Annotated in this window: 28 protein-coding genes, 1 pseudogene and 1 riboswitch; of the genes and pseudogenes, 15 read left to right on the top strand and 14 right to left on the bottom strand. The window is 56.9% G+C overall.

What is annotated here, in order from left to right:
- Nucleotides 1–24 precede the first annotated feature (24 nt).
- Together ahcY and ABDK75_RS00400 are read right to left on the bottom strand one after the other, a co-directional pair.
- Nucleotides 25–1,320, bottom strand: coding sequence for an adenosylhomocysteinase (gene ahcY / locus ABDK75_RS00405; RefSeq protein WP_086634722.1), 1,296 nt, complete (start codon nucleotides 1,318–1,320; stop codon nucleotides 25–27).
- 90 nt (nucleotides 1,321–1,410) lie between these two features.
- Complete coding sequence (locus tag ABDK75_RS00400; protein WP_099211936.1) at nucleotides 1,411–1,764, bottom strand: hypothetical protein; 354 nt, start codon at nucleotides 1,762–1,764, stop codon at nucleotides 1,411–1,413.
- A 195-nt stretch (nucleotides 1,765–1,959) separates the two neighbouring features.
- Here ABDK75_RS00400 and ABDK75_RS00395 point away from each other — a divergent pair, with 195 nt between their 5' ends.
- Together ABDK75_RS00395 and ABDK75_RS00390 are read left to right on the top strand one after the other, a co-directional pair.
- Nucleotides 1,960–3,024, top strand: a complete 1,065-nt coding sequence (locus ABDK75_RS00395) for a transporter (RefSeq protein WP_086634723.1) — start codon at nucleotides 1,960–1,962, stop codon at nucleotides 3,022–3,024.
- A gap of 132 nt (nucleotides 3,025–3,156) precedes the next feature.
- Nucleotides 3,157–3,597, top strand: a complete 441-nt coding sequence (locus tag ABDK75_RS00390; RefSeq protein ID WP_346004667.1) for a hypothetical protein — start codon at nucleotides 3,157–3,159, stop codon at nucleotides 3,595–3,597.
- A gap of 296 nt (nucleotides 3,598–3,893) precedes the next feature.
- Here the strand turns inward: ABDK75_RS00390 and ABDK75_RS00385 are convergent.
- From ABDK75_RS00385 to mutY, 5 genes and pseudogenes are all read right to left on the bottom strand, one after another.
- Nucleotides 3,894–4,418 (bottom strand): annotated as a pseudogene (locus ABDK75_RS00385) (thiamine pyrophosphate-binding protein); the annotation flags it as partial.
- A gap of 28 nt (nucleotides 4,419–4,446) precedes the next feature.
- Nucleotides 4,447–4,830 carry a hypothetical protein gene (locus tag ABDK75_RS00380; protein WP_264648867.1) on the bottom strand — a complete coding sequence of 128 codons (384 nt, stop codon included), beginning with the start codon at nucleotides 4,828–4,830 and terminating at the stop codon, nucleotides 4,447–4,449.
- Between the two features lie 83 nt (nucleotides 4,831–4,913).
- Entirely contained in the window at nucleotides 4,914–6,095 is a 1,182-nt protein-coding gene (locus tag ABDK75_RS00375) for a Gfo/Idh/MocA family oxidoreductase (protein WP_346004666.1), read from the bottom strand.
- A 110-nt stretch (nucleotides 6,096–6,205) separates the two neighbouring features.
- Complete coding sequence (locus ABDK75_RS00370) at nucleotides 6,206–6,829, bottom strand: hypothetical protein (RefSeq protein WP_346004665.1); 624 nt, start codon at nucleotides 6,827–6,829, stop codon at nucleotides 6,206–6,208.
- Complete coding sequence (gene mutY / locus ABDK75_RS00365; protein WP_346004664.1) at nucleotides 6,826–7,887, bottom strand: A/G-specific adenine glycosylase; 1,062 nt, start codon at nucleotides 7,885–7,887, stop codon at nucleotides 6,826–6,828. The genes ABDK75_RS00370 and mutY overlap by 4 nt, the downstream gene beginning before the upstream one ends.
- A gap of 10 nt (nucleotides 7,888–7,897) precedes the next feature.
- Here mutY and ABDK75_RS00360 point away from each other — a divergent pair, with 10 nt between their 5' ends.
- Both ABDK75_RS00360 and ABDK75_RS00355 read left to right on the top strand, forming a co-directional pair.
- Nucleotides 7,898–8,416 (top strand): DciA family protein, encoded by a 519-nt coding sequence (locus ABDK75_RS00360; RefSeq protein WP_346004663.1) that lies wholly within the window; start codon nucleotides 7,898–7,900, stop codon nucleotides 8,414–8,416.
- 114 nt (nucleotides 8,417–8,530) lie between these two features.
- Nucleotides 8,531–9,178 carry a hypothetical protein gene (locus tag ABDK75_RS00355; RefSeq protein ID WP_346004662.1) on the top strand — a complete coding sequence of 216 codons (648 nt, stop codon included), beginning with the start codon at nucleotides 8,531–8,533 and terminating at the stop codon, nucleotides 9,176–9,178.
- A gap of 29 nt (nucleotides 9,179–9,207) precedes the next feature.
- Here ABDK75_RS00355 and serB read toward each other — a convergent pair whose 3' ends face one another.
- The gene (gene serB / locus ABDK75_RS00350; RefSeq protein WP_346004661.1) at nucleotides 9,208–10,101 is read right to left on the bottom strand and encodes a phosphoserine phosphatase SerB; all 894 of its coding nucleotides are present in this window, start codon (nucleotides 10,099–10,101) and stop codon (nucleotides 9,208–9,210) included.
- Between the two features lie 42 nt (nucleotides 10,102–10,143).
- On the opposite strand from serB, the gene miaA reads away from it, so the two are divergent.
- The 6 genes from miaA to speE all read left to right on the top strand — a co-directional run bounded on the left by miaA (nucleotide 10,144) and on the right by speE (nucleotide 16,399).
- Nucleotides 10,144–11,151 carry a tRNA (adenosine(37)-N6)-dimethylallyltransferase MiaA gene (miaA, locus tag ABDK75_RS00345; protein WP_346004660.1) on the top strand — a complete coding sequence of 336 codons (1,008 nt, stop codon included), beginning with the start codon at nucleotides 10,144–10,146 and terminating at the stop codon, nucleotides 11,149–11,151.
- 9 nt (nucleotides 11,152–11,160) lie between these two features.
- Nucleotides 11,161–12,957 (top strand): biosynthetic-type acetolactate synthase large subunit, encoded by a 1,797-nt coding sequence (gene ilvB / locus ABDK75_RS00340; protein ID WP_346004659.1) that lies wholly within the window; start codon nucleotides 11,161–11,163, stop codon nucleotides 12,955–12,957.
- Nucleotides 12,957–13,484 carry an acetolactate synthase small subunit gene (ilvN, locus tag ABDK75_RS00335; protein WP_064275493.1) on the top strand — a complete coding sequence of 176 codons (528 nt, stop codon included), beginning with the start codon at nucleotides 12,957–12,959 and terminating at the stop codon, nucleotides 13,482–13,484. The genes ilvB and ilvN overlap by 1 nt, the downstream gene beginning before the upstream one ends.
- Nucleotides 13,484–14,503 (top strand): ketol-acid reductoisomerase, encoded by a 1,020-nt coding sequence (gene ilvC, locus ABDK75_RS00330; RefSeq protein WP_046900379.1) that lies wholly within the window; start codon nucleotides 13,484–13,486, stop codon nucleotides 14,501–14,503. Before ilvN ends, ilvC begins: the two co-directional genes overlap by 1 nt.
- 471 nt (nucleotides 14,504–14,974) lie before the next feature.
- On the top strand, nucleotides 14,975–15,454 hold the full coding sequence (speD, locus tag ABDK75_RS00325; protein ID WP_346004658.1) for an adenosylmethionine decarboxylase: 480 nt from the start codon (nucleotides 14,975–14,977) through the stop codon (nucleotides 15,452–15,454).
- Between the two features lie 72 nt (nucleotides 15,455–15,526).
- The gene (speE, locus tag ABDK75_RS00320; RefSeq protein WP_046900377.1) at nucleotides 15,527–16,399 is read left to right on the top strand and encodes a polyamine aminopropyltransferase; all 873 of its coding nucleotides are present in this window, start codon (nucleotides 15,527–15,529) and stop codon (nucleotides 16,397–16,399) included.
- Nucleotides 16,400–16,434: 35 nt separating this feature from the next.
- Here speE and ABDK75_RS00315 read toward each other — a convergent pair whose 3' ends face one another.
- The 3 genes from ABDK75_RS00315 to ABDK75_RS00305 all read right to left on the bottom strand — a co-directional run bounded on the left by ABDK75_RS00315 (nucleotide 16,435) and on the right by ABDK75_RS00305 (nucleotide 17,577).
- Nucleotides 16,435–16,773, bottom strand: a complete 339-nt coding sequence (locus tag ABDK75_RS00315; protein WP_232309318.1) for a MarR family winged helix-turn-helix transcriptional regulator — start codon at nucleotides 16,771–16,773, stop codon at nucleotides 16,435–16,437.
- Nucleotides 16,774–17,003: 230 nt separating this feature from the next.
- The gene (locus tag ABDK75_RS00310; RefSeq protein ID WP_203548116.1) at nucleotides 17,004–17,273 is read right to left on the bottom strand and encodes a DUF333 domain-containing protein; all 270 of its coding nucleotides are present in this window, start codon (nucleotides 17,271–17,273) and stop codon (nucleotides 17,004–17,006) included.
- A 1-nt stretch (nucleotide 17,274) separates the two neighbouring features.
- Nucleotides 17,275–17,577: a putative quinol monooxygenase gene (locus ABDK75_RS00305; RefSeq protein WP_211495723.1), complete on the bottom strand. Its 303-nt coding sequence runs from the start codon at nucleotides 17,575–17,577 to the stop codon at nucleotides 17,275–17,277.
- Between the two features lie 98 nt (nucleotides 17,578–17,675).
- Nucleotides 17,676–17,766: riboswitch (glycine riboswitch) on the top strand.
- Nucleotides 17,767–17,905: 139 nt separating this feature from the next.
- Between ABDK75_RS00305 and gcvT the strand changes: the two genes are divergently transcribed.
- From gcvT to gcvP, 3 genes are all read left to right on the top strand, one after another.
- A complete protein-coding gene (gene gcvT, locus ABDK75_RS00300; RefSeq protein ID WP_346004657.1) occupies nucleotides 17,906–19,039 on the top strand; it encodes a glycine cleavage system aminomethyltransferase GcvT in 1,134 nt (377 codons plus the stop codon).
- Between the two features lie 17 nt (nucleotides 19,040–19,056).
- Nucleotides 19,057–19,416: a glycine cleavage system protein GcvH gene (gene gcvH / locus ABDK75_RS00295; RefSeq protein WP_048842819.1), complete on the top strand. Its 360-nt coding sequence runs from the start codon at nucleotides 19,057–19,059 to the stop codon at nucleotides 19,414–19,416.
- A gap of 76 nt (nucleotides 19,417–19,492) precedes the next feature.
- Entirely contained in the window at nucleotides 19,493–22,330 is a 2,838-nt protein-coding gene (gcvP, locus tag ABDK75_RS00290; RefSeq protein WP_346004656.1) for an aminomethyl-transferring glycine dehydrogenase, read from the top strand.
- Between the two features lie 63 nt (nucleotides 22,331–22,393).
- Here gcvP and ABDK75_RS00285 read toward each other — a convergent pair whose 3' ends face one another.
- Nucleotides 22,394–22,864 (bottom strand): YbaK/EbsC family protein, encoded by a 471-nt coding sequence (locus ABDK75_RS00285; RefSeq protein WP_346004655.1) that lies wholly within the window; start codon nucleotides 22,862–22,864, stop codon nucleotides 22,394–22,396.
- 158 nt (nucleotides 22,865–23,022) lie between these two features.
- On the opposite strand from ABDK75_RS00285, the gene ABDK75_RS00280 reads away from it, so the two are divergent.
- Complete coding sequence (locus ABDK75_RS00280) at nucleotides 23,023–23,334, top strand: putative quinol monooxygenase (protein WP_346004654.1); 312 nt, start codon at nucleotides 23,023–23,025, stop codon at nucleotides 23,332–23,334.
- A gap of 84 nt (nucleotides 23,335–23,418) precedes the next feature.
- A complete protein-coding gene (locus ABDK75_RS00275) occupies nucleotides 23,419–23,631 on the top strand; it encodes a heavy-metal-associated domain-containing protein (RefSeq protein ID WP_046900368.1) in 213 nt (70 codons plus the stop codon).
- Nucleotides 23,632–23,652: 21 nt separating this feature from the next.
- On the opposite strand, the gene ABDK75_RS00270 is transcribed toward ABDK75_RS00275, so the two are convergent.
- Together ABDK75_RS00270 and ABDK75_RS00265 are read right to left on the bottom strand one after the other, a co-directional pair.
- Entirely contained in the window at nucleotides 23,653–24,645 is a 993-nt protein-coding gene (locus tag ABDK75_RS00270; protein ID WP_346004653.1) for a 3',5'-cyclic-nucleotide phosphodiesterase, read from the bottom strand.
- Nucleotides 24,646–24,673: 28 nt separating this feature from the next.
- The gene (locus ABDK75_RS00265; RefSeq protein ID WP_064275503.1) at nucleotides 24,674–25,303 is read right to left on the bottom strand and encodes a trimeric intracellular cation channel family protein; all 630 of its coding nucleotides are present in this window, start codon (nucleotides 25,301–25,303) and stop codon (nucleotides 24,674–24,676) included.
- Nucleotides 25,304–25,308 lie beyond the last annotated feature (5 nt).

The raw sequence follows: 25,308 nt of genomic DNA, 5'->3' as shown, positions 1-25,308 counted from the left end.
CCTACCCCGTGTCACCTGTTCCGCTCAGTAACGATATTCTTCGTGCTTGAACGGACCGGCAACCGGAACGCCAATGTAGTCAGCCTGCTTCGTGGACATCTTGGAGAGTTCGGCGCCGACCTTTGCGAGGTGCAGGGCAGCGACCTTTTCGTCCAGAGCCTTTGGCAGGGTGTAAACCTTCACCTCGTACTGGCCCGGCTTGGCGGTCCAGAGTTCGATCTGGGCCAGCGTCTGGTTGGTGAAGGAAGCGGACATCACGAAGGACGGGTGACCCGTGGCGTTGCCAAGGTTCACGAGACGGCCTTCGGAGAGCAGGATGATACGGCGGCCTTCGGCCAGCTCGACTTCGTCAACCTGCGGCTTGATGTTGTTCCAGCGATAGTTGCGCAGGGCTTCAACCTGGATTTCGCTGTCGAAGTGACCGATGTTGCAGACGATCGCACGGTCCTTCATTTCGCGCATGTGGTCGATCGTGATGATGTCCACATTGCCCGTGCAGGTGACGAAAATGTCGCCGCGCGGAGCTGCGTTTTCCATGGTGACGACTTCATAGCCTTCCATGGCGGCCTGAAGAGCGCAGATCGGGTCGACTTCGGTCACGAGAACACGGCAGCCTGCGTTGCGCAGGGAAGCAGCGGAGCCCTTGCCCACGTCGCCATAACCAGCAACGACGGCAACCTTGCCAGCCATCATGACGTCTGTGCCACGGCGGATCGCGTCCACCAGGCTCTCACGGCAGCCATACAGGTTGTCGAACTTGGACTTCGTGACGCTGTCGTTCACGTTGATGGCCGGAACCTTCAACGTGCCAGCCTTTGCCATCTGCCAGAGGCGATGCACACCTGTCGTCGTTTCTTCGGACAGGCCGCGGACGTCCTTCAGGAGTTCCGGAAACTGGTCGTGCATCATGACCGTAAGGTCGCCGCCGTCATCAAGGATCATGTTCGGCGTCCAGCCGTCCGGACCCGTGATGGTCTGCTCGATGCACCAGTTGAATTCTTCTTCCGTCAGGCCCTTCCAGGCAAAAACCGGAATGCCAGCGGCGGCGATGGCTGCTGCGGCGTGATCCTGCGTGGAGAAGATGTTGCAGGACGACCAGCGGACCGTTGCGCCGAGAGCCGTTAGCGTCTCGATCAGCACGGCGGTCTGGATGGTCATGTGGAGGCAGCCAGCGATACGGGCGCCCTTAAGCGGCTGGGAGTCCTTGTACTCTTCGCGGAGTGCCATCAGGCCGGGCATTTCGCCTTCAGCGATGGAAATTTCCTTGCGGCCCCAGTCTGCCAGGGAGATGTCGTGTACCTTGTAGTCCTGCGTGGTCATGATTGGCCCTTACTGCCCGTCTTGGATGGCAGCAGGTATAGAGATTTGGCGGAGCCACGCAAAGTGTGGCTCCGTCGCATCTGGTCTGTGTCAGTTCGGCTGTGCGGTGTCAGGCTTCGTCTTGACCGTCAGGTGAGACTGCTTTGTCCGCTTCAGATGGCTCTTGTATTCTGTCTTGCCCTGCTTGGACGTGTTGGACATGGCGTGTGGGGCCGCAGGGGCTGGCTGGTCCGGCTGTTCCGTAATGGTCCGCGGATTGGTCGGAAGATGGTTCGCCGGCTGATCAATGGTGGAGTTCTGGGCCTTCTGCGCGGCAGTGTTGGCCGTTTGCGTCTGGTCGTTGCTGGGGCTGCTGATGGCCTGCGCGAATGCTGTTGACGAGACGGCCGGGGCAGCCATCAGAACAGCGGTGGCAAGCAGGGAAGCTTTGAGGCGAATGGACATGATTATATTTCCTTTGATGGTGAAGAGCTGGCTCTTCCAGGAATAATCTGTTAACTCCCGGCCAGCGTAACAGTTGCCATAAAGAGCATATTGCGTCTGCTGTGCGGCCATGTCAGAGAACGGCAGATTACCCTCTGTCGTGCTGTTGAGTGCCGACAAAGGTCCAGAATACCCCCTGAAGAACAGGAGGATGCCGTGTCAGAGAACTCCACCTACAACTTTCCTTTCACGGTGATCGATCCTGCGTATCAGGAGACGGGGAAGCCTGCGTTCGCGAACGGGCTGGTCTGGGCTGTTCATGCTGTACCCGGACAAGACCTGCGACCTTTGGGCCAGGAAGAGGTTGAAGACCTTCTGACACCGGGGCACGAGCTGACGTCGCAGGGTTGGTTCTGGCTTCATTTTGATACGGTCCACAGCTCCGCACGGTCTTTCGTCGCGCATTTACCCGATCTGCCTGAAGATGTGTGCGGGATGCTGGCAGAAACGGAATACGGGATCGCACTTGAAGCGGCCGATGACCTGATCTGGGGCGCCCTACCTGCTTTTGATGATGCTTTGTCTGAAGATGATCGGGAGATCTGTGCATGGCGCTTTGCAATGCGACCCGATCTTCTGATTACGACACGGCGCAATCCGATCCCGGTTCTCGGAGCCGCTTACCGGTCTTTGAAAGCCGACCATATTCCGCCGACGCCGGCAGGAATTATTGATCGTGCCCTTCGGGAGTTCACAGGGACAGTGCGGCGTCAGCTTGGCCAGCTTGATGACGACCTGGATCGCGCGGAAGATGCTCTTCTACTGATCGAGCATCGTTCTGATCTGGGTCATCTGGGTGGCATTGTTGGTAAGGTGCGGCGTCGGGCGACGGAACTGCGTCGTGTTGTGACGCCAATTGATCGCGTTCTGAAAGACGAAGATCTGGATCTTCCGGATTGGGCAGAGGACGAACTGCGGGATCGGGCGGAGCGCCAAGTGCATGCAGCTCTGGACGATCTTATCGCGCTTCAGGACCGTGCCCGGTCTTTGCAGGATGAACTGGGGTCCAATCAGGCGGAAGAAACCAACCGGCGGCTCTATATCGTATCGGTCGGCACAACCTTGATGCTTCCTGCTACGTTCGTAACGGGATTCTTCGGAATGAATACCGGCGGAATGTTTCTGGCTCAGGGAGCCTGGGGGACCATTGAAGCTGGTTTTGTCTGCTTCGTTTTCATGAGTGTGACGTTTCTGTTCATGAAATTCGCACGTCTTCTCTAAAAGCTTGGCAGGTTAGAAGCCGTAGAAATTTCGTTGGACAAGGTCTTGGCCTAATCGCCGGAGCGGTTAGTCTACGTTCTGTTACGAAAAGATACGGTTATTTTGACTGTGCCTGATGATGGAGAGTGGACAGTGATAGCGCTTTTTCAAAAGAGCATTGCTCTTGGTATCGTGGGTATCAGTCTGGCTGCATGTTCACCCGAAGCGTATACGCCCGAAAAAGCGATCGCAGCGGCAGCGGCAGACCCGACGGGCGTTGTTGGAAAATTCGAGATGACTGTCCAGCGCGTCGGGCGGCAGAATAATATGGTCTATCTGGATTCCGCTGATAACTATCGGGATCCGAAGACGCTTATCATCGCCATTCACGAAAGCACGGTAAACGACTTGCTACAGGGAACATCCCAGACCGCAGAGCAATATTTCATGCATCATCACGTTCAGGCTTCAGGTCTGGCCAAAAGAGTTTTAATCGCCCGGCTTAAGGTAGATGGCACGATTGGTAGTACTTACTACCAGACACAGGTGTTTATTGGTGGCGTTGAAGACATAAAGATCCTGCCTTCAGATTAAATACCGAATGCCCGGACGCTCTGAAAACAGCTCTATTCGGCGTCGTTTTGAAAGGGGAGGCAGATTAGCTCTTCCCGATGGGCTCAAGGGTTACTCACGCGCTGAGACCCGGTTTGGTGCGATGCTCGGCCCAGAAACAACATGTCTTCGTTCGCGCTGTCGACTTTTTTTGGAGCCCTTCGCTTGTTTGAAGCTTGCTGCCAACACGAATGATAATTTTCAGGCGCGCTCTAAGACGTCAGAGACGTTCCTCTTTTGCCGCATTCAGGTATTTCAGATTGATAACTATCTAATGTCACGGCGGAAACCGGACTGGGTCTCACGCAGGGTTGGCCTGCGATATGGCACGGAATTTCCAGATAGGCTGGTTTTTTCTCGCGTAGAGCAGCTCGGAGAACCTGATCTATTTGCCCCGGGGCGGTTTCAGCAGAGATAATTTTCTCTGCGGCTACGGTGATGCGGCCGACTATGTCAATCTGACTGGCTAAAGTTCGATCTGCCCCTTCGTCATCTGTGTTTGATATTCCTGAAATCAGGATGACAGGCAGGCTTTCAGCGTAGGCTTCGCGTATGACGTTCAGGGCCGAGGTTGCTCCAGCCCCGAGCGTCATGATCACTGCAGCTGCACCATTAACACGGGCATAGCCTTCTGCGGACAAGCTGCAATTCAGCTCATTGCAGCTGTAGATTTGCTTCATGCCGCCATGAGCCAGCATTTGATCCAGCAAAACGAGATTGTCGTCGCCCGTCACTGCGAAATGGTGCTTCAGCCCAATCTGGGTAAGGCGTTCAGCAAGATAGTGCCCGACGGTGAAGGTCATGGTGCACGCGCCTCGGGGGCGAGGTCAGTTATTTGCCTGTTGCGGGCAGGTTTGGTGCCGGTGGGTTTACCGTCGGCGGGGTAGCTTTACCGAGGGTTGGTACGCCATGGGGTTGCTGTGCCGCATATTTTTCGAAGGCTTCCTGCGTGCCGATATAGGCGCAGTCGCAGATGTCACGGTCTGCGTAGATATAGCGCAGGCCTTCTGGTGTGGTGCGGGTCAGGAAGACATGCTGGGGCATGAGTTGAAGTTCGGCCCGGCGGGACGGGGAATTGGCCGGATGCCTGACAAACCCTGCTGAAGCGAGTTGCTGCTCCTGCGGGCTCAGAGGTTCGGACACGCAGCCTGCAAGGCTGAACGCTGCGAGGAACAGGGCGGCTGGTACGGAGAGGGGAGAAGAGAGTTTAAGCATAGCAAAGATCCTAACTGTCTGGGCGGCATGGGGTTCCATTGCATGCGAAGTGTGGCTTGCACGAGATAGGTTGAGGAGGGCGTTTACAACGCGTCTTTAGGCAGATGGATCATCTGACCTGTTCTGGCGGACTGATAGAGCGCTTCCATCAGTTTCTGATCTCGCAGCCCCTCTTCGCCAGACGTTCGGGGAGGCTGGTTCTGGAGAATGCATTCGGCAAAATGGTCGATTTCCAGAGTAAACTGGTTCTCGGCCGGGATGTGCCATTCGCTGACTATTTTGTGGTCACCCTGCCGTCGTCCAATGCGCAGGCGATGCCCAGTATAGGCAAATGCGTTTTCCAAAGAGATCCATCCTTTTTCCAAGTGGATGCGCAGGTCTTTGCTTTCATGTGCGCCGTAGCTGGTGGCGCAGTTGGCAATTACACCGGACGGAAAGCGGAGCATGAATGAAAATGTTTCGTCCAGATTTTTGTAGCGTGGATCATCAGGAGGGCTGACCATCTGTGCGAACAGACTTTCAGGCTCCTCTCCAAGCACAGAGCGTGTCCCGTTGAGACAATAGAGACCGATATCCGGAAGGGCTCCTCCGCCAGCCAGTTCGGGTTTGAGGCGCCATTGATCTGCGTTTCCCTGCATCTGGGTATTGATGGCTTCTACAAGTTTGGGGCGTCCCAGTTCGCCGCTTTGAACCAGTTTTCTGACAAGCTGATTGAAAGGTTCATAATGGCAGCGATAGGCAACCATGAGCTTAACACCTGCAGCATGGCAGGCTTCAATCATGCGTTTGGCGTCTGCGCTTGAATTGGCCATGGGCTTCTCGCACAGGACGTGTTTGCCCGCGGCGGCAAGTGCTTCCACTTGACTGGCATGCAATGCGTTGGGGGTTACGACATACACGGCCTGAATGTCGGGCCTGTCTGCCAGTTTGTGAATTTCATCATAGGTGAAAAGTGAATCTTCCCCGATCCCGTAAGCATGTCCTGCAGATCTGGCTTTTTCCCTGCGACCGGAAATGAGCGCTACGGGTTCGGCCAGCCGACATTGGAGGAAGGCAGGAAGAATTTCCCCGAGGGTCAGCCGTCCCAGTCCCATGACTGCGAACCCGATACGCTCGGATGGTGGAAGGGCGTGTGGAGGCTGCGCTTCAGGAACGTCAGCGTCTCCGCGCCAGTTTCCAAAAGTAATCTGACCCTGTTTGACTGTTCCCGTATCCAATTCGGACGGGAGAAGATGTTTGAGGTCAGAGGACGGTGTTTGAGGCATTGTCGCAGCTTTCCCTGAGAGGTTTTCAGGAAAAGCAACGCAGGTTCAACCATGAAAGGTCTGGAAATCACCTGCCCTCACGACAATCGTGAATTTCGTGTCCTGATGTGTCAACTGGGTCGCCTGACGTGAACTCGGAAAGGAGGCTGATCATCGTTTCGAATAAACGAGATTTCGGCTTCGTGCCGTGCGGGGAGCCGTCCGATCTGTTCAATATTCTGAATGTTGGCAACGAGGGGAAGAGGCGTTTCTCCCAAGGACCACAGAAACCCTGCACCGGGTTTGATGGGCGGAAGTACTTTCCCGGTGGTTACATCAATCAGGCTGGCGGATTGAGGGGTTAGAAGAGTGGACAGGCCACGCATGACGTCTTCCGTCATGGGGAGAAAGCGTTCCCAGTTTTTTGGAATGGAGGCGTCGGTGGTGATCTCGCCCTTTCCTGGTACGGGGGCGCTTTTCAGAAATTTGTCGTGCCCTTTTAACTGAAAAAACAGCAGCCCTTTTTCAGCATCATGGGCCTCAAATACGGGCAGCGGGCGGGGCATTGAAACGCGCTTGGTAAACGTAATGTCACAAGGAAGGTTGAGGGGAAGCGCGATCAGGGCCGACATGCCGGGATAGACGCCAGGCTGGAAGGGCGTCGGAGAAAAATAATCGCTGATGGGGTCATGATCCAGAACGCGGCTGTGCCAGTCCATGAACCACAACTGGGTTTTGGGAAAAGTCTGGCTCATTTTTTCTCCATATCAGTAACTGCAAGGGCAAGGCATTTCTTCATAACGCCCGGCAATGCTGCGCGTGTTGTTGACCGAAACGCGCCAAAGGATGGGTCGATCCCTGCATTATGTCCCGCAGGGAGGGTCTTTGCGTAAACCATGAGCTTAAGTGTGAAATGGGTAAAGACATGAGTGACCTCTCCCCGTAGAGCCCACGGCCCAAGTGTTGGGGCATGGTGCATGGCATCAGCTTCAGTCCAGGGGGCCTCGCGCCACTCCGTTCCCGGAAATTCGTCCATGCCGCCGAGAAGACCTTTTTCAGGCCGGGTTCTCATCAAAACCTGCCCACTTGTATCCAGAAGGACAAAGTGCACGCCGTAACGCGTCGGACGTGCCTGTTTGGGCGCTTTGCGAGGAAGTGTGGACGCTATTCCTCTGGCATGACCAAGGCAGGATGGACGCCAGGGGCATGTCAGACAAGATGGGTCGCGGGGTGTGCAGATTGTGGCCCCAAGATCGAAAAGGGCTTGGGCAAAGTCTGATGGACGATCTTGTGCTTCTGCTGACTGGTTAAGGAGCGCTGCCTGTTTGGCCAGAAGCGGGCGCGAGGCGGGGAGAGGGTTTTCTATGGCGAAAAGGCGTGATGTCACGCGCTCGACATTCCCATCGACCGGTACGACGGGGCGGCCGAAGGCAATCGCGGCGATGGCGCGTGCGGTATAAGCGCCGATGCCTGGAAGCTTCAGGAGGTCTTCGACTGTGTCCGGGAATTGCCCGAGTTCTGCAACGCGTTTGGCGCAGGCGTGGAGATTACGAGCGCGGGCGTAGTAGCCGAGCCCGGCCCAAAGATAGAGAACGTCTTCCTGTGGGGCTGCGGCCAGATCCTGCACGGTTGGGTAATGCGTGAGAAAGCGTTCGTAATAGGCTATGACAGCCTTTACAGTCGTCTGCTGAAGCATGATTTCGCTCAGCCAGACGGCATAGGGGTTAGGCCGCTGCCCCGGGAGGCTACGCCAGGGAAGGGTGCGGCGGTGAGTGTCGTACCAGCGGAGCAGGTTGGAAGCATCAGGTGTCACGGAGAGGGATATGACGAAGGATCACGGTCCGGACAAGAACCTTCGTGGTCGGGCAGCGGGAACGGACCAAAAGGCTGCATGGATTCCCAAGCGGGGAGGAGCCCGGCAGATCGGTGCTCTGGTGCCGGGAATTACCAAGTCGGCGTTCAAGAAAAAGTCTCCGCTTCTGGTTCGGCTTTCCATGGACTGGGAAGATTTTATTGGTCCACGTCTATCTCGTGTGACCGAGCCGCGCCGACTGTCGGCAGGGTCTCTGACGCTGGCGTGTTCGGGGCCGATTGCCATGGAATTGCAGCATCTCGCACCTCAGATCATTGAACGGATCAATACAGCCTGTGGTCTGCGGGGAGAGCATCTCATTCTTCGGTTGAAGATTGTTCAGGACATGACAGCATTTGAGAGGCCCAAGCCTCCAAGGCCCAAGCCCGTTCAGGTTGATGTTCCTGAGATTGAGGATGACGAGTTGCGGGATGCCCTGCAACGCCTTGGTGGCCATATCGGAGCGCGGGGTGGCCGCAGGCGTCGGTGACAGAAGTGTTTCACGTGAAACGACTTGTTTCATGCCCTGAAAGAGCCCTTTTCAGGGACCAGAGTTCTGACGATATGGAAAGTTGAAAAGCGGCTATTTCCAAGGAGACAAGCCATGAACATCACGAAAAAATCTGCTGGAGCCTTGGTGCTGGCCGCATTGATTGGTGCTGCACCGTTCTCGGCCATGGCGCAGCGTGGCGGCGGTCCGGGCGGCGGCGGCGGTGGTGGCTTCCATGGTGGAGGTGGAGGCCGCGGTGGTCCCGGAGGTGGCGGGATGGGCGGATTTCGTGGTGGTGGCGGTTACGGTGGTGGCCCGGGAGGTGGCTTTCGTGGCGGCCCTGGCATGGGTGGATTCCGGGGTGGTCCAGGCGGTGGTTACGGCTATCGTGGAGGCCCCGGTTGGGGCTTCCGTCCCGGCTATGGTGGCTGGGGCGGTGGATGGGGTGGTCCGCGCTTCGTCGGTTGGGGCACGCCCGGTTGGGGTGGATGGAATGGCTGGGGCGGGCCGGGCTGGTTCGGTTACGGCTGGGGTACGCCAGGCTGGGGCGGCGGCTGGGGCTGGGGCGGCTGGGGCGTTGGTGCTGCCCTTGGTGTCGCAGCCGGCATGGCGATTGAAGGTGCTGCCAATTCCTATCCCGGCGGATACTACCCTGGTGGATATCAGGGGGGTGTTCCTGCTGGCGGGTATGCCGTTCCGCAGGGATATTATGGAGCGCCAGCCTATTACGGTGGTGTCCCGCCTTATACCTGGGGGTATTAAGGCGGGAGTTTAAAAGCGCGGCCTTTTCGTCAGTCAGTGACGAAATCGGCGGCGCGGTATCCCTGAGCGAACAGATGCGCGCGCAGACCTGAAAAATTGATCTGCGTGCCAATCACCTTCTTCACGTTCGGTTTTGCGTGGAAGGCCAGACCCAGCCCGGCGCTGGCCAGCATTGGAATATCGTTTGCACCGTCCCCAGTTGTGAGCGCAGCACGAAGCTGAACACCCCGCTCAGTTGTCAGGGCTTCCAGATGAGTCAGCTTTGCATCTGGCCCCAGTACCGAGCCGCCTAGCTTTCCAGTCATCTTGCCATCGACGATTTCAAGAATGTTTCCGTGATTTTCGTCGAAGCCACATAGCTCTGCCACCCGTTGTGTGAACCATGTGAAGCCACCTGACACCAGAGCCGTCCGAGCATTGTGCTTGCGCATGGTCTGCACGAGCTCTTTCGCGCCGTCCGTCAGGGTTACATTCTGCCAGACATCTTCCAGAACAGATGCTGATTTTCCTGCGAGCAGAGCAACGCGTTGTTCAATGGACGTTTCGAAGTCGATCTCTCCATTCATGGAGGCTCGGGTGATGGCTGCAACCTGCTCGCCTACACCAAGAGCTGCCGCCATTTCATCCAGCGTTTCTCCCGTCACGATAGTGCTGTCCATGTCAGCGACGAGAACAGCTTTGCGACGACCGCGGGTTTTTAGCAGCAGTGTGTCGACCTGATACGGGGCCAGCGTTGCGCGGATTGTTGCTGCGCTTGCGGCGCCGGGCCCCGGTGTAGGGCATGGAATATCGACGGCTTCCCCTTCAGACAGAACGATAGGGGCTTTGCCTTTCACCAGAGAGCGGGCGACGTCGATGGCTTCTGGTTTGAGGGGGCCAGCCTTGCGGTCGGCAATGAGTGTCAGAACGGAAGGAAGGGACATAAGCTCTCGTAACGATCCAGCGCGTGTGGCAGGAACAGGGGAATGAACGCCCCAAAGATAGCAATCATTGTGGCTGGCCCGACGTGCTCCGGCAAGTCTGCTCTGGCTCTTGATCTTGCGCGGACCTTCAATGGAACAGTGATCAATGCTGATTCCATGCAGGTTTACCGCGATCTTCATATTCTCACAGCGCGCCCCGATGCCTCGGATGAGGCGGTTGTTCCGCACCGGCTGTATGGTGTTCTGGATGCAGCGACGCCGGGAAGTGTGGCCTGGTGGCGCGAGCAGGCTCTGACCGAAATGGACGCGGCCTGGAGGGCTGGGCGTCTGCCAATTCTGTGCGGTGGTACGGGCATGTATCTCCGCGCTCTTACAGATGGTCTGGTGGAAGTGCCTGACCCGGGGGATAGCGCGCGACAGGAAGCCCGAACGCTGGCGCAGGACATTGGCCCGGCAGCTCTGCATGAGAAGCTGTTGGAGGTAGACCCGGAAACTGCCTCCACGCTGCGCCCGAATGATACGCAGCGTATTTCCAGAGCATGGGAAGTCTGGCGTGGGACGGGGCATGGTCTTGTCTGGTGGCGGGCTCAACCCGGTCTGCCAGCGGCTCCCTGCCGATTTGTTTCCGTTCTTCTTGATCCACCTCGGGAGGAATTGCGGGCGTCTCTTGATGCCCGCTTTAGCCAGATGTTGGAGGCTGGGGCGCTGGATGAAGTGCGTCAACTTGTTGCACGGGGTCTGGATTCTGTATTGCCAGCCATGCGCGCGCATGGGGTTCCTGAGCTTGCTGCGGTGTTGCAGGGTGAGGTGACGATCGAGGCTGCGCGACAGGCTGCTGTTCTGGCGACAGGCCGATATACGCGCCGACAGGCGACGTGGTTTCGGCATCATGCCTTGGGATCAGATGGCAATTCGATGGTTTCGTTTCGTAGATACACCCCATTTGCGCAAGAATCGAAAACAGAACACGAAAAAATTGAGAATTTTATATCTGAGCGAGTTGACGAATCCTACAGAACTGTCCTAAATCCCGCGCCTCATACCCCTTAGGAGGATACGGTGACGGCTTCTGCTGAAAGAGACGCAACAACAGGCAACGAGGCGCTGAATGGCGCGGAGGTGCTTCTGCGCGTTCTCGATGAACAGGGCGTAGAGGTAGTCTTTGGCTATCCGGGGGGCGCTGTCCTTCCAATCTACGATGCGCTCTTCAAGCAGGACCGTATCCGCCATATTCTTGTCCGTCATGAGCAGGCTGCTGTTCATGCAGCTGAGGCTTATGCGCGTTCGACCGGCAAGGTTGGCGTTGTTCTGGTGACGTCCGGTCCGGGTGCGACCAATGCCGTGACCGGCCTTGTCGATGCGTTGATGGATTCGATCCCGCTGGTCTGCCTGACCGGTCAGGTGCCGACGAAGCTGATCGGCAATGATGCGTTCCAGGAAGCGGACACGACGGGCATTACCCGTCCGGCTACAAAGCACAACTATCTGGTGCGGACGCCGGGCGCTCTGGCCCAGACGGTGCGTGAAGCTTTCGAAGTGGCGCGTTCCGGTCGTCCGGGGCCTGTGCTGGTTGATCTGCCCAAGGACATCACGGTGGGTCAGGCTCCGCTGACGGAGCCAGCGCTGTCGCGGCTGAAGCGGTTCCGCCGTCAGGGTGGCCCGGATGCCGAAGCAATTGCCCGCACGGTCGAGGCCATGAAGACGGCCAAGCGTCCGCTGTTCTATACGGGCGGTGGTATCATCAATTCCGGTCCGGAAGCGTCTGAGCTTCTGCGTCGTCTGGCGCGCAAGACGGGTTTCCCGGTCACGTCTACGCTGATGGGGCTGGGGGCGTTTCCGTCTCCTGATCCGCAGTTCCTTGGTATGCTCGGCATGCACGGGTCTGTTGAGGCGAACATGGCCACGCATGGCTGTGATCTGCTGATCGCTCTGGGTGCGCGTTTTGATGATCGCGTGACGGGCCGTGTGGACGCGTTTTCGCCGAATTCGTTCAAAGTTCATGCGGATATTGATCCGAGCCAGATCAACAAGATCATCCGTGTGGATGTGCGTCTGGAAGGTGATGTTCGCGATACGCTTCAGGCGCTGCTGGACGCATGGGACGATACGTCGGCACCTGACCTGAGCACATGGTGGAACCAGATTGCGTCCTGGCGCAGCGTGGATGGCTTCGGCTTCACGCAGGACATGACGCCGTCTGCGGTGATCCGTCCGCAGCATGCCGTTCGTCGCCTGTACGAAATGGCGATGGAAACGGGGCGTGACACGTTTGTGTCCACCGAGGTCGGCCAGCATCAGATGTGGGCGGCGCAGCACTTCCAGTTCGCCAAGCCGAACCGCTGGCTGACGTCTGGTGGTCTGGGTACGATGGGTTATGGTTTGCCAGCCGCTGTGGGCGCGCAGGTTGCGCATCCGGATGCTCTGGTGATTGATATTGCGGGTGAAGCCTCGACCCTGATGAACATTCAGGAACTGGGGACGATCGCGCAATATCGTCTGCCGGTGAAGATCTTCATCCTGAACAACCAGTATATGGGCATGGTGCGTCAGTGGCAGGAGCTGCTGCATGGGTCACGCTACTCCCAGTCTTACAGCGAGGCGCTGCCAGACTTCGTAAAGTTGGCGGAAGCGTTCCAGGCAACCGGGATGCGTGCGACCTGCGTGGGTGAGCTGGACGATGTCATCCGCCGGATGCTGGAGCATGACGGCCCTGTCATCGCGGATATCTGCGTGGCGGAAAATGAAAACTGCTATCCGATGATTCCATCGGGTGCGGCTCACAACCAGATGCTGCTTGGCCCGGATCAGGATTCCGCAGCCGCAGGTCTGACCGAAGAAGGGATGATGCTGGTCTGATGACGGAGACAATCCAACATTCGGTCATCTCGGTTCTTATTGAAGACGAGAGTGGCGCATTGGCCCGCGTGGTGGGTCTGTTTTCAGGCCGGGGCTACAACATTGAGAGCCTGACTGTGGCGCTGGTGGATGCCGAGCGCAGTCTGTCACGCATTACGGTTCTGACGTCGGGGACGCCGCAGGTTATTGAGCAGATCAAGGCGCAGCTGAAGCGTTTGATTCCGGTTCATGCGGTTTGTGATCTGACGGAAGAAGGCCCGTATGTGGGCCGTGAGCTTGCTTTGGTAAAAGTCGTTTCCCGTGGCGAGAACCGCACGGAAGGTTTGCGGATTGCAGATTCCTTCCGAGCCCGCCCGGTTGATACGACGGCCACCAGTTTTGTGTTCGAACTGACGGGGTCTCCCTCCAAGATCGACGCTTTTATCGAGTTGATGCGCCCCCTTGGCCTGGCTGAGGTTTCGCGCACGGGGATTGCGGCCATTGGTCGTGGCCCCTCTGTCTTTCACGTTAACGAGGAACATGTCTGATGCGGGTGTATTACGATCGCGATGCCGATCTGAATCTGATCAAGAGCAAGAAAGTCGCGATCATTGGCTACGGCAGCCAGGGTCACGCTCATGCCAACAACCTGCGTGACAGCGGCCTGACCGACATCGTCATTGGTCTGCGTCCGACGTCCTCTGCCGTCAAGAAGGCAGAAGAGGCTGGCTTCAAGGTCATGTCCCCGGACGAGGCTGCTGCCTGGGCCGACGTGGTCATGGTTCTGACGCCGGATGAAGGCCAGGGCGCCCTGTACAAGGACAGCCTTGAGAAGAACCTGAAGCAGGGTGCAGCTCTTGCATTCGCACACGGTCTGTCCATCCACTTCCGCATCATTGAAGCCCGTCCGGATCTGGACGTGTTCCTGATTGCGCCGAAGGGCCCGGGCCACACGGTGCGTTCCGAATACCAGCGTGGCGGTGGCGTGCCGTCCCTCGTTGCTGTGGCTCAGAATGCTTCTGGCAAGGCTCTGGACATCGCTCTGTCCTACGCTTCCGCAAATGGCGGCGGCCGTGCAGGCATCATCGAGACGAGCTTCAAGGAAGAAGTCGAAACCGATCTGTTCGGTGAGCAGGCTGTTCTGTGTGGCGGTGTCGTTGACCTGATCCGCGCTGGCTTCGAGACGCTGGTTGAAGGTGGCTATGCCCCGGAAATGGCTTACTTCGAGTGCCTGCATGAAATGAAGCTGATCGTGGATCTGATCTACGAAGGCGGCATTTCCAACATGAACTACTCCATCTCCAACACTGCGGAGTATGGTGAGTACGTGACGGGTCCGCGCATCATTACGCCGGAAACGAAGGCTGAGATGAAGCGCGTTCTGACGGACATTCAGGATGGGACGTTCGTTCGTAACTTCATCCTTGAGAACCAGTCTGGTGGCGTTGGCTTCAAGGCTATCCGCGCTCGCAATGACGCTCATCAGATCGAGAAGACCGGTGAGAAGCTGCGTGCGATGATGCCGTGGATTGCCAAGGGCAAGCTGGTCGACAAGGCCAAGAACTGATCTTTACGGATTAGGGCCCCTTAGTCGCTATAGGCTAGGGGGTATGAAGAGCACGCATTGCGAGGCTGAGATATTTCAGCCTTGGAGTGCGTGTTTTTTTATGCGCTGTGCAGGAGCCTGCCTATCTACGCCGCAGATGACGCATAGGACGAATCGTTGGTTATGACGGAGTGTATCGGTTGCTGAGTCAGAAAGACCCTGAAGTGAAGGGTGATCCCAAAAAATTGCCGGTTTTTTGAGTTTTTAGAGGGTGTTTTACTCTGAATTCCCAAACGGTTGTTCTTATTGGGAGCGTCTAACGGCAGTGGGATGATCTGTAATGTCGGCCCGGCTTCTTCAGGGAATGTGACATATTAGCGAATCAGGCCAGAAAACCCTTGCATCCGCAGGAAGGGGGCTCTAACTACCGCGCTTCTTGGCCCAAGGGGGCGATTTCGCCCAACAGGCTGTCTACTGGTTTGGGGGTACGTGATGAACGCACTTGCTCAACTGGGGATGGTATCGGAACTCCCGAGAGATATCCAGAACAGCGCTGCTCACTCTGTTGAAGAGGAGCGCAAAGACTATTTTATTGAACGGGATGGCGAACGCTATGCCGGTAATCATTTGCTGATCGATTTCTGGGATGCCCGGAATCTAGATGATCCAGCACGGATTGATGAGACGCTGCGCGAGGGTGCTATTGCAGCCGGTGCAACGATTCTGCACAGCCATTTCCACCACTTCACGCCGAATGGTGGTGTGTCTGGTGTTCTGGTGCTGGCAGAAAGTCACATCTCGATCCACACATGGCCAGAGCGTAATTACGCTGCGGTAGATGTGTTCATGTGCGGCGCCTGTGATCCGAATCTTTCGATTCCGGTCATGCAGCGCTTGTTCCAGGCTGGCCGCATCGAAGTTGATGCCTTACGCCGTGGACGCGTGCAGGACAGGAACGCTAGCGCGGCCTGATTCTCGGATAGGGGCCAGCCGAACCGGCTGGTCTTTACTCTGCTATTAAATCCCGACAAGGAACCGATGACCATGGCTGAAACATGGATCAACGAGACCCTGTACCCGGACTGGGGACAGCGTTTTCTCGTAACGCGTGAGCTCGCGCGCGTAAAATCTGATTTCCAGGACATTGTTGTCTTTGAAAGCTCCAGCCATGGCCGTGTGCTGGTTCTGGATGGCGTCATTCAGATCACGGAACGCGATGAGTTCGTTTATCAGGAAATGCTGACGCATGTTCCGATGCTGGCGCATCCGTGTGCGAAGCGCGTTCTGATCATTGGTGCGGGTGACGGTGGCGTTCTGCGTCGCGTTCTTGAGCACAAGACCGTCGAAAAAGCCGTCATGGTGGAAATCGATGGTGCGGTAATTGAACTCTCCAAGCAGCATCTGCCGAACATTGCGGGCGATGCCTGGAATGACCCGCGCGCTGAAGTGATTGTCGGTGATGGTATCGACTATGTTGCCAAGGCTGCTGACGGTTCTTTTGACGTCATCATCGTGGACAGCACGGACCCGATCGGCGTTGGTGAAGTTCTGTTTACGGACGAATTTTACAGCAACTGCGCACGTATCCTGTCGGATGAAGGTCTGATCGTGAATCAGTGCGGTGTTCCATTCATGCAGTCTGATGAACTGTATGAGACGAGCCTGCGTCGTGCGAAATTCTTCCCGCATGTTTCAGCTTATGTTGCCGCTGTCCCGACTTATGTCGGCGGTTTCATGACGCTGGGTATGGCTTCCAAAGGCCAGGCTCCGAACACGCAGACGCTGGAGCAGATTCGCGGACGTGCAGACGCTGCCAAGATCCTTGGCACGACACGCTATTGGACGCCTGAAATTCACGTCGGCTCTTTCAATCTGCCGCCGTATATTGCCGAGCATCTTCCTAAGACGGAGAAGTAAGGCCTGATCCTTCGCTCTTTTAGGAGTGAAGGATTTTAAAGACAGCTTTCGAGGCTGCTGCTCATACGTTCTAGAAGCGTAATGAGAATGTCTCTTTCCAGTGGAGTGAAGCCTTTGAAGGCTTCCTCGCTGGCCCCTTCCATAATTGGAATAACCTGCTGGCTTTTAGTGAGGCCAACTGGCGAAAGTCGGATCTGACTGACGCGTTTGTCGTCCGGGTCGGGTTCGCGTTCGATCAGGCCGTCCCGCTCCATGCGGGCCAGCAGTGTTGCCATGCCTGGTTGCTCAATCCCTGCGAGTTCAGCAAGCACCTTTTGAGTGCGGACTTCGCCTTTTCCGAGGGCAAGGAAAACCGGAATCTGTCCTGCGCGCATTCCGGCGGGTTTCAGTTTCTGTTCCATCAAGCGCGTGAAAAGGCGCCCGGTCTTACTTGTTAATGAGCCTATGGAGAGGCAAGGGGCCTGATTCTGCATGGGGAACTGCCTTCAGGTGGATAGTGTGGATAACATACATAACATGTTATGTATTTATTTTAAGAAGACTGCTCACATCGTAAAGCGGTTTTCCTGATCTCTTTGGAAATCAGGAAAACGAGAGGAAGCACTTACGGTTTGGAGGTGGGTGGCAACGATTTGCACTGATGGTCGCGGTACAGGCTCCATTCTTCACAGGTCTGGCCGGAGGGGAGGTGGCACATACCAACCTGTCCAGCCGGTTGACTAACAATTTCCAGAGTTCCTCCCTGCTGTGTGCAGGAGACGCTGGCCGGGTTTGCCAGACCTATGAGATGCGGCTTCTGCGGTTGCTCCGCGCTGCATGCAGCCAATAGGAGAAGAGTGGCGCCACAGACGCTGTTTTTGAGCGAGAAGCGCATATCAGGGTGCCGTCCTTGTAAAGAAGCGGACGTTGTTTTCCTTGGCACCAAGGGTTTTTACAGCCTCTGCGAATTTCTGGAAGTGCGGCGTTTTGAGGTGCACATCAAAGGCGGCCTGATCGCGATAGGTTTCGACAAGCACAATGAGATTCGGATCTTCATTGGATGTCATCACGTCAAAGCTATGGCAGTCGGGCTCGTCCGCGTTGGAATGCTTGCTGTCATAAGCACACATTTTAAGGAATTTTTCCCGATTTTCTGGGGGAATGGACAATTCTGCAATGACAGTCAGTTCGCCAGCCATGAAAGTTCTCCCGTTCTGGTTACAAAGGTATGCGGCAATCGTAACGCAGAACTAACCGTAACGATTGCGAAGAGATCAGGAAACTGGCAGGATCGAGTCCGACCAATACGGGAGAGACTGGCCTTCAGGGCTGGCGCCGAAGGAGCAACCGCCCCGGAAACTCTCAGGCCAAAGGACCGAGTTGGTCGGTAAATTCTGGAGAGAGGTACGCCTGACGTACCCGCCGACGGGATAGCGATCTCAGGCAAAAGGACAGAAGGGGCGGCGTTTTCCGGAAGATTCCGGGTGCGTCTGCACCTTCACGTTCTGACCGGGCCGGACCTACCCCATGACCGACTCCCTCCAGCGTACCCCTCTTCATGCTCTCAATCTGGAACTTGGCGCCAAAATGGTGCCGTTTGCGGGTTATGAGATGCCGCTTCAGTATCCCGCAGGGCTGATGGCCGAGCATTTGCACACGCGTAGCCAGGCTGGGCTTTTTGACGTCTCCCATATGGGACAGATCCGGATTTCTGCCCGCAGTGGCGATGTGCGTGATGCCGCTCTGGCGCTCGAAAGCCTGATCCCGGCCGATTATGCGGGGCTTGCGAAGGGGCGGCAGCGCTACGGATTTCTGACCAATGATACCGCAGGCATTCTTGATGATCTGATGGTCGCCAATATGGGCGATGATCTGTTCGTTGTGGTGAATGCGTCTTGCAAGGAGCAGGATGCGGCGCTGATTGAAGCGGCTCTTTCTGACCGTTGTGTTGTGACGCGGCAGTTTGATCGCGCGCTGATGGCGTTGCAGGGGCCGCAGGCTCAGGAGGCTATCGCACCTCTTTGTCCGGCAGCGGTCGATATGCGTTTTATGGATGTGATCGAGACGGAGCTTGCTGGTGTTACGGTTACGCTGTCGCGTTCGGGTTACACGGGTGAAGACGGGTACGAGATTGGGTGTGTAGCCGCTGATGCGGAGACTGTTGCACGGGCGTTGCTGGCTCAGCCACAGGTTCTTCCCATTGGGCTTGGAGCCCGGGATTCGCTTCGTCTGGAAGCGGGGCTTTGCCTGTATGGCAATGATATCGATACGACGACCACGCCGATTGAAGCGTCTCTGGCCTGGGCTATTCAGAAAGCCCGGCGCGAAGGGGGCTCTCGTGAAGGGGGCTATCCGGGCGCTGAAATCGTTCTGCGTCAGGCTCGTGAAGGTGTCAGCCGCAAGCGTGTCGGCCTGATGGCGGAGGGGCGTGCGCCTGTTCGTGCGGGTGCGAAGCTTTTTGCGGATGCGGAAGGCCAGAAAGAGATCGGTCTGGTGACGTCAGGGGCGTTTGGCCCGACGGTTCAGGCGCCGGTGGCGATGGGATATGTCGCAACAGACTACGCGGGGAATGACACGGCGCTGTTTGCCGAACTGCGTGGGAAATTCGTTCCGGTTCATGTTCGGGCGATGCCGTTCGTGGCGCCCGGTTTCAAGCGTTAAGCCAAGGAAAAGCAGCGATGACGACTTATTATACCAAATCGCATGAATGGATCCGTCTGGACGGGGAAGAAGCAACTGTGGGCATTACGGCTCATGCTTCTGAAGAGCTGGGCGAACTGGTGTTCGTGGAAGCCAAGGACGAGGGCACGGATGTGGCGGCTGGCGATGCTGCTGCGGTTGTGGAATCCGTCAAGGCGGCGTCTGACATCTATGCTCCGGTTGCCGGTGTGCTGTCGGGCTTCAATACGAAGCTGTCCGACGAGCCGACGCTGGTTGGTAATGACCCGGAAGGTGAGGGCTGGATCTTCAAGATGAAGGTTTCCAACCCGGATGACGTGACGTCTCTTCTGACGGCAGAGCAGTACAAGAGCCTCTGACGTTCTGTGATGGGTCTGGCTTTTGCCGGGCCCATTTTTCTTTCCCTGCCCATCAAGACTTCCAGAGAACGATACCGTGACGATCCTGTGGCCTGAACAGACCGAAGACTTCAGCTCCCGCCATATTGGCCCACGCTCCTCTGAAATTGCGGAGATGTTGCAGACGATCGGGGCGTCCAGCCTTGAAGATCTGATTGACCGGACGGTTCCGAAAGCCATTCTTGATCGTGGCGATCACGGGATTGGCGCGGCGCTGACGGAGCAGCAGGCTCTGGCGCGTCTGCGGGAGATTGCGTCCCGGAACCGTGTTCTGACGTCCATGATCGGGCAGGGATATTACGACACGGTTCTTCCGCCGGTCATTCAGCGCAATATTCTGGAAAATCCGGCCTGGTACACGGCCTACACGCCGTATCAGCCGGAAATCAGCCAAGGACGCCTTGAGGCGCTGCTGAACTTCCAGACGCTTGTGGCGGACCTGACGGGGCTCGATATTGCCAATGCGTCTCTGCTGGATGAGGGCACGGCCTGTGCGGAGGCGATGGCGCTCGCCAAGCGTGTCTGCAAGTCCAAGTCCGACTGCTTCTTCGTAGATGCCGACACGCACCCGCAGACGCTGGCTGTTTTGAAGACGCGGGCCGAGCCGCTGGGCTGGGACATCGTGGTGGGTGATCCTGCGACGGATCTGGATGCGGCGTCCGTGTTTGGTGCGCTGTTGTCCTATCCGGGATCGTCCGGAGCGGTGCGTGATCCGCGTAGGGTGATTGAGGCGGTTCATGCTCAGGGCGGTATTGTTGCCGTGACCTGTGATCCGCTGGCTCTTGTGATGCTGGAAAGCCCGGGGGCTCTGGGCGCGGACATCGCCATCGGGTCCATGCAGCGTTATGGCGTGCCGATGGGCGGTGGTGGCCCGCACGCCGGGTTCATGGCGACGAAGGATGCTTACAAGCGGCACATGCCGGGGCGTCTGGTCGGTGTTTCACGTGATAGCGCCGGGCGCCCCGCTTACCGACTGGCGTTGCAGACCCGTGAGCAGCATATCCGCCGGGAGAAGGCGACGTCCAACATCTGCACGGCGCAGGTTCTGTTGGCCGTTATTGCGTCCATGTATGCTGTGTATCATGGGCCGGAAGGGCTGAAGGAGATTGCGGGTCGTACGCATCGTCTGGCGACTATTCTGGCTGCGGGTCTGAAGGCTCTTGGCGTGACGGTTGAGACGGAAACGTTCTTCGACACGCTGACAGTTCATGCTGGTTCCGATGCGCAGGGCATTCTTGCCAAGGCTCTGGATGCCGGGATCAATCTGCGTGATGCGGGCGAAGGACGGATTGGTCTGTCCTGTGATGAGACGACGACGCCTGAGACCATCCGGGCGCTGTGGCAGTGTTTTGGGGCGGATGAGGCGCGCGTTGCGGTTCTGGAGCGGGAGCTTTCTGTTGAAGACGCTCTACCGCAGGCGCTGTCCCGTCAGGCGGCTTTGCTGACGCATCCGGTGTTTCAGGTTCATCGTTCGGAGACGGATCTGCTGCGGTATATGCGGTCTCTGTCTGACAAGGATCTGGCGCTGGATCGGACGATGATTCCGCTGGGCTCCTGCACAATGAAGCTTAATGCAACCGCAGAAATGATTCCCATCACCTGGCCTGAATTCGGGCGGATTCATCCGTTTGCGCCGAAGGATCAGCAGACTGGGTATGCGGAACTGTTTGCGTATCTGGAACGGACGCTGTGCGCGATTTCTGGCTACGATGCTGTGTCGCTTCAGCCGAATTCTGGTGCGCAGGGTGAGTTTGCGGGCCTTCTGGCGATCCGTGGGTATCATCAGGCGCGTGGGGATATGGATCGGGATGTGTGCCTGATTCCGGCGTCTGCCCATGGGACAAACCCGGCGTCTGCCCACATGGTGGGAATGCGTGTTGTTGTTGTGGCCTGTGACAGCAATGGCAACGTTGATGTTGAGGATCTGAAGGCAAAGATCGCGCAGCATGACGGACGTGTGGCGGCCATCATGATTACCTATCCGTCCACGCATGGTGTGTTTGAGGAACGGATTGTCGAGATCTGTGATCTTGTTCATGCGGCTGGTGGGCAGGTTTATCTGGATGGTGCGAACCTGAATGCGCAGGTCGGTCTGGCGCGGCCGGGTCTGTACGGGGCTGATGTTTCGCATTTCAATCTGCACAAGACGTTCTGCATTCCGCATGGCGGTGGTGGACCGGGCATGGGGCCGATTGGTGTGGGCAGCCATCTGGCGCCGTATCTGCCGGGCCAGAACGGGATTGCCGTTTCTGCTGCGCCGTATGGGTCAGCGTCCATTCTGCCAATCTCTGCGGCGTACATCATGATGATGGGCGATGAGGGGCTACGCCGTGCAACGGAAGTGGCCATTCTGAATGCGAACTACATCGCGACGCGTTTGGAAGCACATTACCCGGTGCTATATCGGGGTAGCAATGGCTTTACGGCGCATGAGTGCATTGTTGATCTGCGGCCAATCAAGGATGCAGTTGGTGTGACGGTGGACGACATTGCCAAGCGTCTGATTGACCATGGGTTCCATGCCCCGACGGTCAGTTTCCCGGTGGCGGGGACATTCATGATCGAGCCGACAGAATCTGAGGGGAAGGTCGAGCTGGATCGGTTCTGCGATGCGATGATTGCCATTCGGGCAGAAATTGCAGATGTGGAAGCAGGGGCAGTTGCCGTAGAGGATAGTCCGCTACGGTTTGCGCCTCATACGACGGCTGACTTGGCCGGTGAGTGGGGTCGCCCCTATGCGCGGGAGAAGGGCTGCTTCCCGGGTGGAGTTAACACGTCCAAGTACTGGTCGCCTGTCGGACGGCTGGATAACGCGTGGGGCGACCGGAATCTGGTGTGTTCCTGCCCGGATATTTCGACTTACGCAGACGCGTAATATTAATCTGTTTTGTGAGTAGAAAAGGGCGCCCTCAAAAGGGGCGCCTTTTTTTATTGTCCATCAGGATGTGACAGTGACCCACTGTGCAGACGTCAGTTCTGCCAGACGCGCCGGGGTGAGCATGACGGAGGCATTGGTGGCACCTGCTGCAGGAATCACGATGTTAAATGCGCGAAGAGACTCATCGCAATAAACGGGAAGTGGCTCTGATAGTCCAAAGGGGCAAACGCCGCCGGGCGGGTGGCTTGTAAGTGCCAGTACCTCGTCTCCGTTAAGGAAGCGGGGACGCCCTCCCAGAGCGTCTTTTGTCAGACGATTATCCAGGCGTTTGGTTCCTGCCATAACGATCAGGATAATTTTAGCCTGTGGCCCTGACCCGACCTTCACACCGAGTGTTTTGGCAATCTGATCGGGCTCGACATTGTGTGTGGCAGCAGCCTCTTCAACGGTAGCCGTGGAACGCTCCGTCACGATGATGGAGAGATCAGGCGCGCGCTGGGCGAGATCAGTCCTAACGCTTTTAAGGCTCATGAATAGGTGCCTCCGGAAATTTCAGGAAGATGTTTCATGTGAAACATGGGGGAGATTTCAGAAAACGTATCTTGTAGAAATGGCAGCGCACAGGGGCGAGGGCCATCAGTTTACCGATGGGAACCAGATCCTGTATCTCTTGTTGTGAGGAAAACATCGTGAGTCATGCTGCCTGTGTTGTCGCCATTCTAACTGTATCGTCTGACCAGGCACGAGAACTGGAGCTGGAACTGGTACGCTGCATTGTTGCATCACGTGCGGAAGAAGGCTGCCAGCGGTACGTAATCAGCCGCGATCAGGACCATGCAGGACGCTTCACGGCCGAGGAGCGCTGGGCTTCGACTGAGGCTTTCGAGCAGCATCTGGAGACGCCACATTTTAGGTCTCTTGCCGCGTTGCTGGATCGTCTGGATGCTTCTGTGCAGTTGATGAAGGTGACGCCGCTTGATGAAATCAGTGCCGCGATCTGAAAGCTGTTTCAATTCCAGTGGGAATATGTCTCTTCTGATGTGTCGCTGTTAGGGCGGCAAACCATGCACGAAGGAGAGACACCCATGACAGCAACCGTAACATTTCAGGTCGAAGGCATGTCCTGCACAGGGTGTTCAGGCAAGCTCCAGAAAGCCCTTGAAGCTGTTCCTGGCGTTTCTGCTGCGGATGTGACCCTGGAGCCAGCACAGGCTGTCATTCAGTATGATGATGCCAAGGTTTCTACGGCGGCGTTGAAAGAGACAGTGGAAGACGTTGGCTTTGACGTCGTTGGCTGACTGAGAGATTGCCTTTGGCGGTCAGAGCCTGAGGTGCAGGCTCTGGGCTGCCATAATGAAGTGGACGCCTGTTGTATTGCCCGTTTCCAGTTCTTCATGAATGCGCAGAACGGGATCTTGCTGGCGTCTGAGTGTCGGTTTGACGTGCGTGATTACGACGGGCAGATTTTTGAGCGAAACGCCTGCGATCTGCTGAAGGTCTTCCAGTTCTGCCTCTACCCAGTGCGGCGTCAGATGCCCGTACAGGTGGCTATCGGAAATGGAGTTGTCATAAGAGCACTCTATCATGATGGCATGGAGATGTTTCTGACGCACAAGGGGCGCGATAGCCTGCCAGAGACGATGCAGGTGATCTGAGTGCTGGGGGGCGTCTGGCCCGGTATCTCCGAGATAGAGCAGGGCATCTGGGCCGCTTGTTAGCAGGAATGCTGTTGATTCCACACCGCCATGGTTCAATGGATAGGCCTGAACCTGCAAAGATGTTCCGCTAATAGGTGTTGGCTTCTCGGGTGTTAGATCGTCATAGCGGTATATGCCGAGCCAGGGTTTGACGCCTTGGTCGCCCATGTTGGGCCAAATCTGCCAGTTGAAGATATGTTCGGCGAGAATGGCGTTGACGGACGCAAGAGCCATGATCGGTTTGGGTGTGTCATCCGGGGAGATGGCGACCAGACCGGCAGTATGATCCAGGTGAGCATGGCTGATCAGATAGGCAGCAATAGTCGTGTGAAGGATTTCCCCTTCCGGAGTCATTGCTGCGGATTTGAGGGAGAGGGTTTTGAATGCACCTGCTTTTACGGCGTCTTTCAGGCCATGCAGAACTGTTCCCGCATCGCAGAGAACGCCTTTGTCAGAACCTTCAGGCCGGATTAAGTAGGCGCTTAACGTTCCGTCATCCAAGCCTCCGGCGGCTCCCAGTACGACGATATCAAAGTCTGAGGCCTGCGCTATAGAAGCACAAAGAAGCAGAGGGAGAGCTGCTAGAAGTCCCTTCAGGACGGGGGCGATGCGCATGAGCGGACGTTCTTTTCCGTGAGGAGGGCTATTTTCGATAATGCGGCAGCGACAGTCCCTTGAGAAGAGCAAGTGCGCGAAGGGCAAACCCTGCGAAAATGGCGATGGCAGCTGCCAGTGTGGTGTCACACCCTGCTTTTGTCAGGAGCACATAGCTGCACGATGAGAGGGCAACAGCAGTAACATACAGCTCTGGACGAATGATGATGGATGGGACGCCAGCCAGGACATCGCGAAAAATGCCCCCCATGCATGCACTGACAATTCCCATCAGAGCGGCTGGAACAGGTGGGATGCCATAAGCAATGGCTTTGGCTGCGCCATACACGCCATAAGCTGCAATCCCCATTCCGTCGAACCAGTCTACGGCGCGCTCGGACCAGAGGCGACCTGGCGTGAACCAGACGAGCAGGGCGCAGACCATGCAGACAGTGATGCCAGTGGAGTTGTGCATCCAAGAGACAGGGGCACCGATCAACAGATCGCGCACGGTTCCACCGCCGACACCTGTAATGGCGGCGAAGAACATGAAAGTCAGGATTGTCAGGCGTTCCCGTGCAGCGGCGAGGGCTCCTGAAACGGCAAAGACGGCCGTTCCGGCAATATCCAGAATGGGCAGGACGGAAGTTGAAAAAGCCTCGAAAGCGGGATGCATCATGACGG

The organism is Gluconobacter sp. OJA (genome assembly GCF_039638325.1).
GTDB lineage: Bacteria > Pseudomonadota > Alphaproteobacteria > Acetobacterales > Acetobacteraceae > Gluconobacter > Gluconobacter cerinus.
The sequence above is the reverse complement of the archived record's forward strand: the minus strand, read 5'-3'. Positions and strand labels throughout refer to the sequence as shown.

Bases quoted from the DNA above. Each gene is read 5' to 3' on its own strand.
- speE (WP_046900377.1), top strand. From the start codon at position 15,527: ATGGCTGAAACATGGATCAACGAGACCCTGTACCCGGACTGGGGACAG.
- ABDK75_RS00355 (WP_346004662.1), top strand. From the start codon at position 8,531: ATGAACATCACGAAAAAATCTGCTGGAGCCTTGGTGCTGGCCGCATTG.
- gcvH (WP_048842819.1), top strand. From the start codon at position 19,057: ATGACGACTTATTATACCAAATCGCATGAATGGATCCGTCTGGACGGG.
- ABDK75_RS00360 (WP_346004663.1), top strand. From the start codon at position 7,898: ATGACGAAGGATCACGGTCCGGACAAGAACCTTCGTGGTCGGGCAGCG.
- ABDK75_RS00370 (WP_346004665.1), bottom strand. From the start codon at position 6,829: ATGAGCCAGACTTTTCCCAAAACCCAGTTGTGGTTCATGGACTGGCAC.
- gcvT (WP_346004657.1), top strand. From the start codon at position 17,906: ATGACCGACTCCCTCCAGCGTACCCCTCTTCATGCTCTCAATCTGGAA.
- ABDK75_RS00315 (WP_232309318.1), bottom strand. From the start codon at position 16,773: ATGCGCGCAGGACAGATTCCGGTTTTCCTTGCCCTCGGAAAAGGCGAA.
- serB (WP_346004661.1), bottom strand. From the start codon at position 10,101: ATGTCCCTTCCTTCCGTTCTGACACTCATTGCCGACCGCAAGGCTGGC.
- ABDK75_RS00285 (WP_346004655.1), bottom strand. From the start codon at position 22,864: ATGAGCCTTAAAAGCGTTAGGACTGATCTCGCCCAGCGCGCGCCTGAT.
- ilvN (WP_064275493.1), top strand. From the start codon at position 12,957: ATGACGGAGACAATCCAACATTCGGTCATCTCGGTTCTTATTGAAGAC.
- miaA (WP_346004660.1), top strand. From the start codon at position 10,144: ATGAACGCCCCAAAGATAGCAATCATTGTGGCTGGCCCGACGTGCTCC.
- ABDK75_RS00265 (WP_064275503.1), bottom strand. From the start codon at position 25,303: ATGATGCATCCCGCTTTCGAGGCTTTTTCAACTTCCGTCCTGCCCATT.
- ABDK75_RS00270 (WP_346004653.1), bottom strand. From the start codon at position 24,645: ATGCGCATCGCCCCCGTCCTGAAGGGACTTCTAGCAGCTCTCCCTCTG.
- ABDK75_RS00310 (WP_203548116.1), bottom strand. From the start codon at position 17,273: ATGCGCTTCTCGCTCAAAAACAGCGTCTGTGGCGCCACTCTTCTCCTA.
- speD (WP_346004658.1), top strand. From the start codon at position 14,975: ATGAACGCACTTGCTCAACTGGGGATGGTATCGGAACTCCCGAGAGAT.
- ABDK75_RS00400 (WP_099211936.1), bottom strand. From the start codon at position 1,764: ATGTCCATTCGCCTCAAAGCTTCCCTGCTTGCCACCGCTGTTCTGATG.
- ilvC (WP_046900379.1), top strand. From the start codon at position 13,484: ATGCGGGTGTATTACGATCGCGATGCCGATCTGAATCTGATCAAGAGC.
- ahcY (WP_086634722.1), bottom strand. From the start codon at position 1,320: ATGACCACGCAGGACTACAAGGTACACGACATCTCCCTGGCAGACTGG.
- ABDK75_RS00380 (WP_264648867.1), bottom strand. From the start codon at position 4,830: ATGCTTAAACTCTCTTCTCCCCTCTCCGTACCAGCCGCCCTGTTCCTC.
- ABDK75_RS00375 (WP_346004666.1), bottom strand. From the start codon at position 6,095: ATGCCTCAAACACCGTCCTCTGACCTCAAACATCTTCTCCCGTCCGAA.
- ABDK75_RS00305 (WP_211495723.1), bottom strand. From the start codon at position 17,577: ATGGCTGGCGAACTGACTGTCATTGCAGAATTGTCCATTCCCCCAGAA.
- ABDK75_RS00275 (WP_046900368.1), top strand. From the start codon at position 23,419: ATGACAGCAACCGTAACATTTCAGGTCGAAGGCATGTCCTGCACAGGG.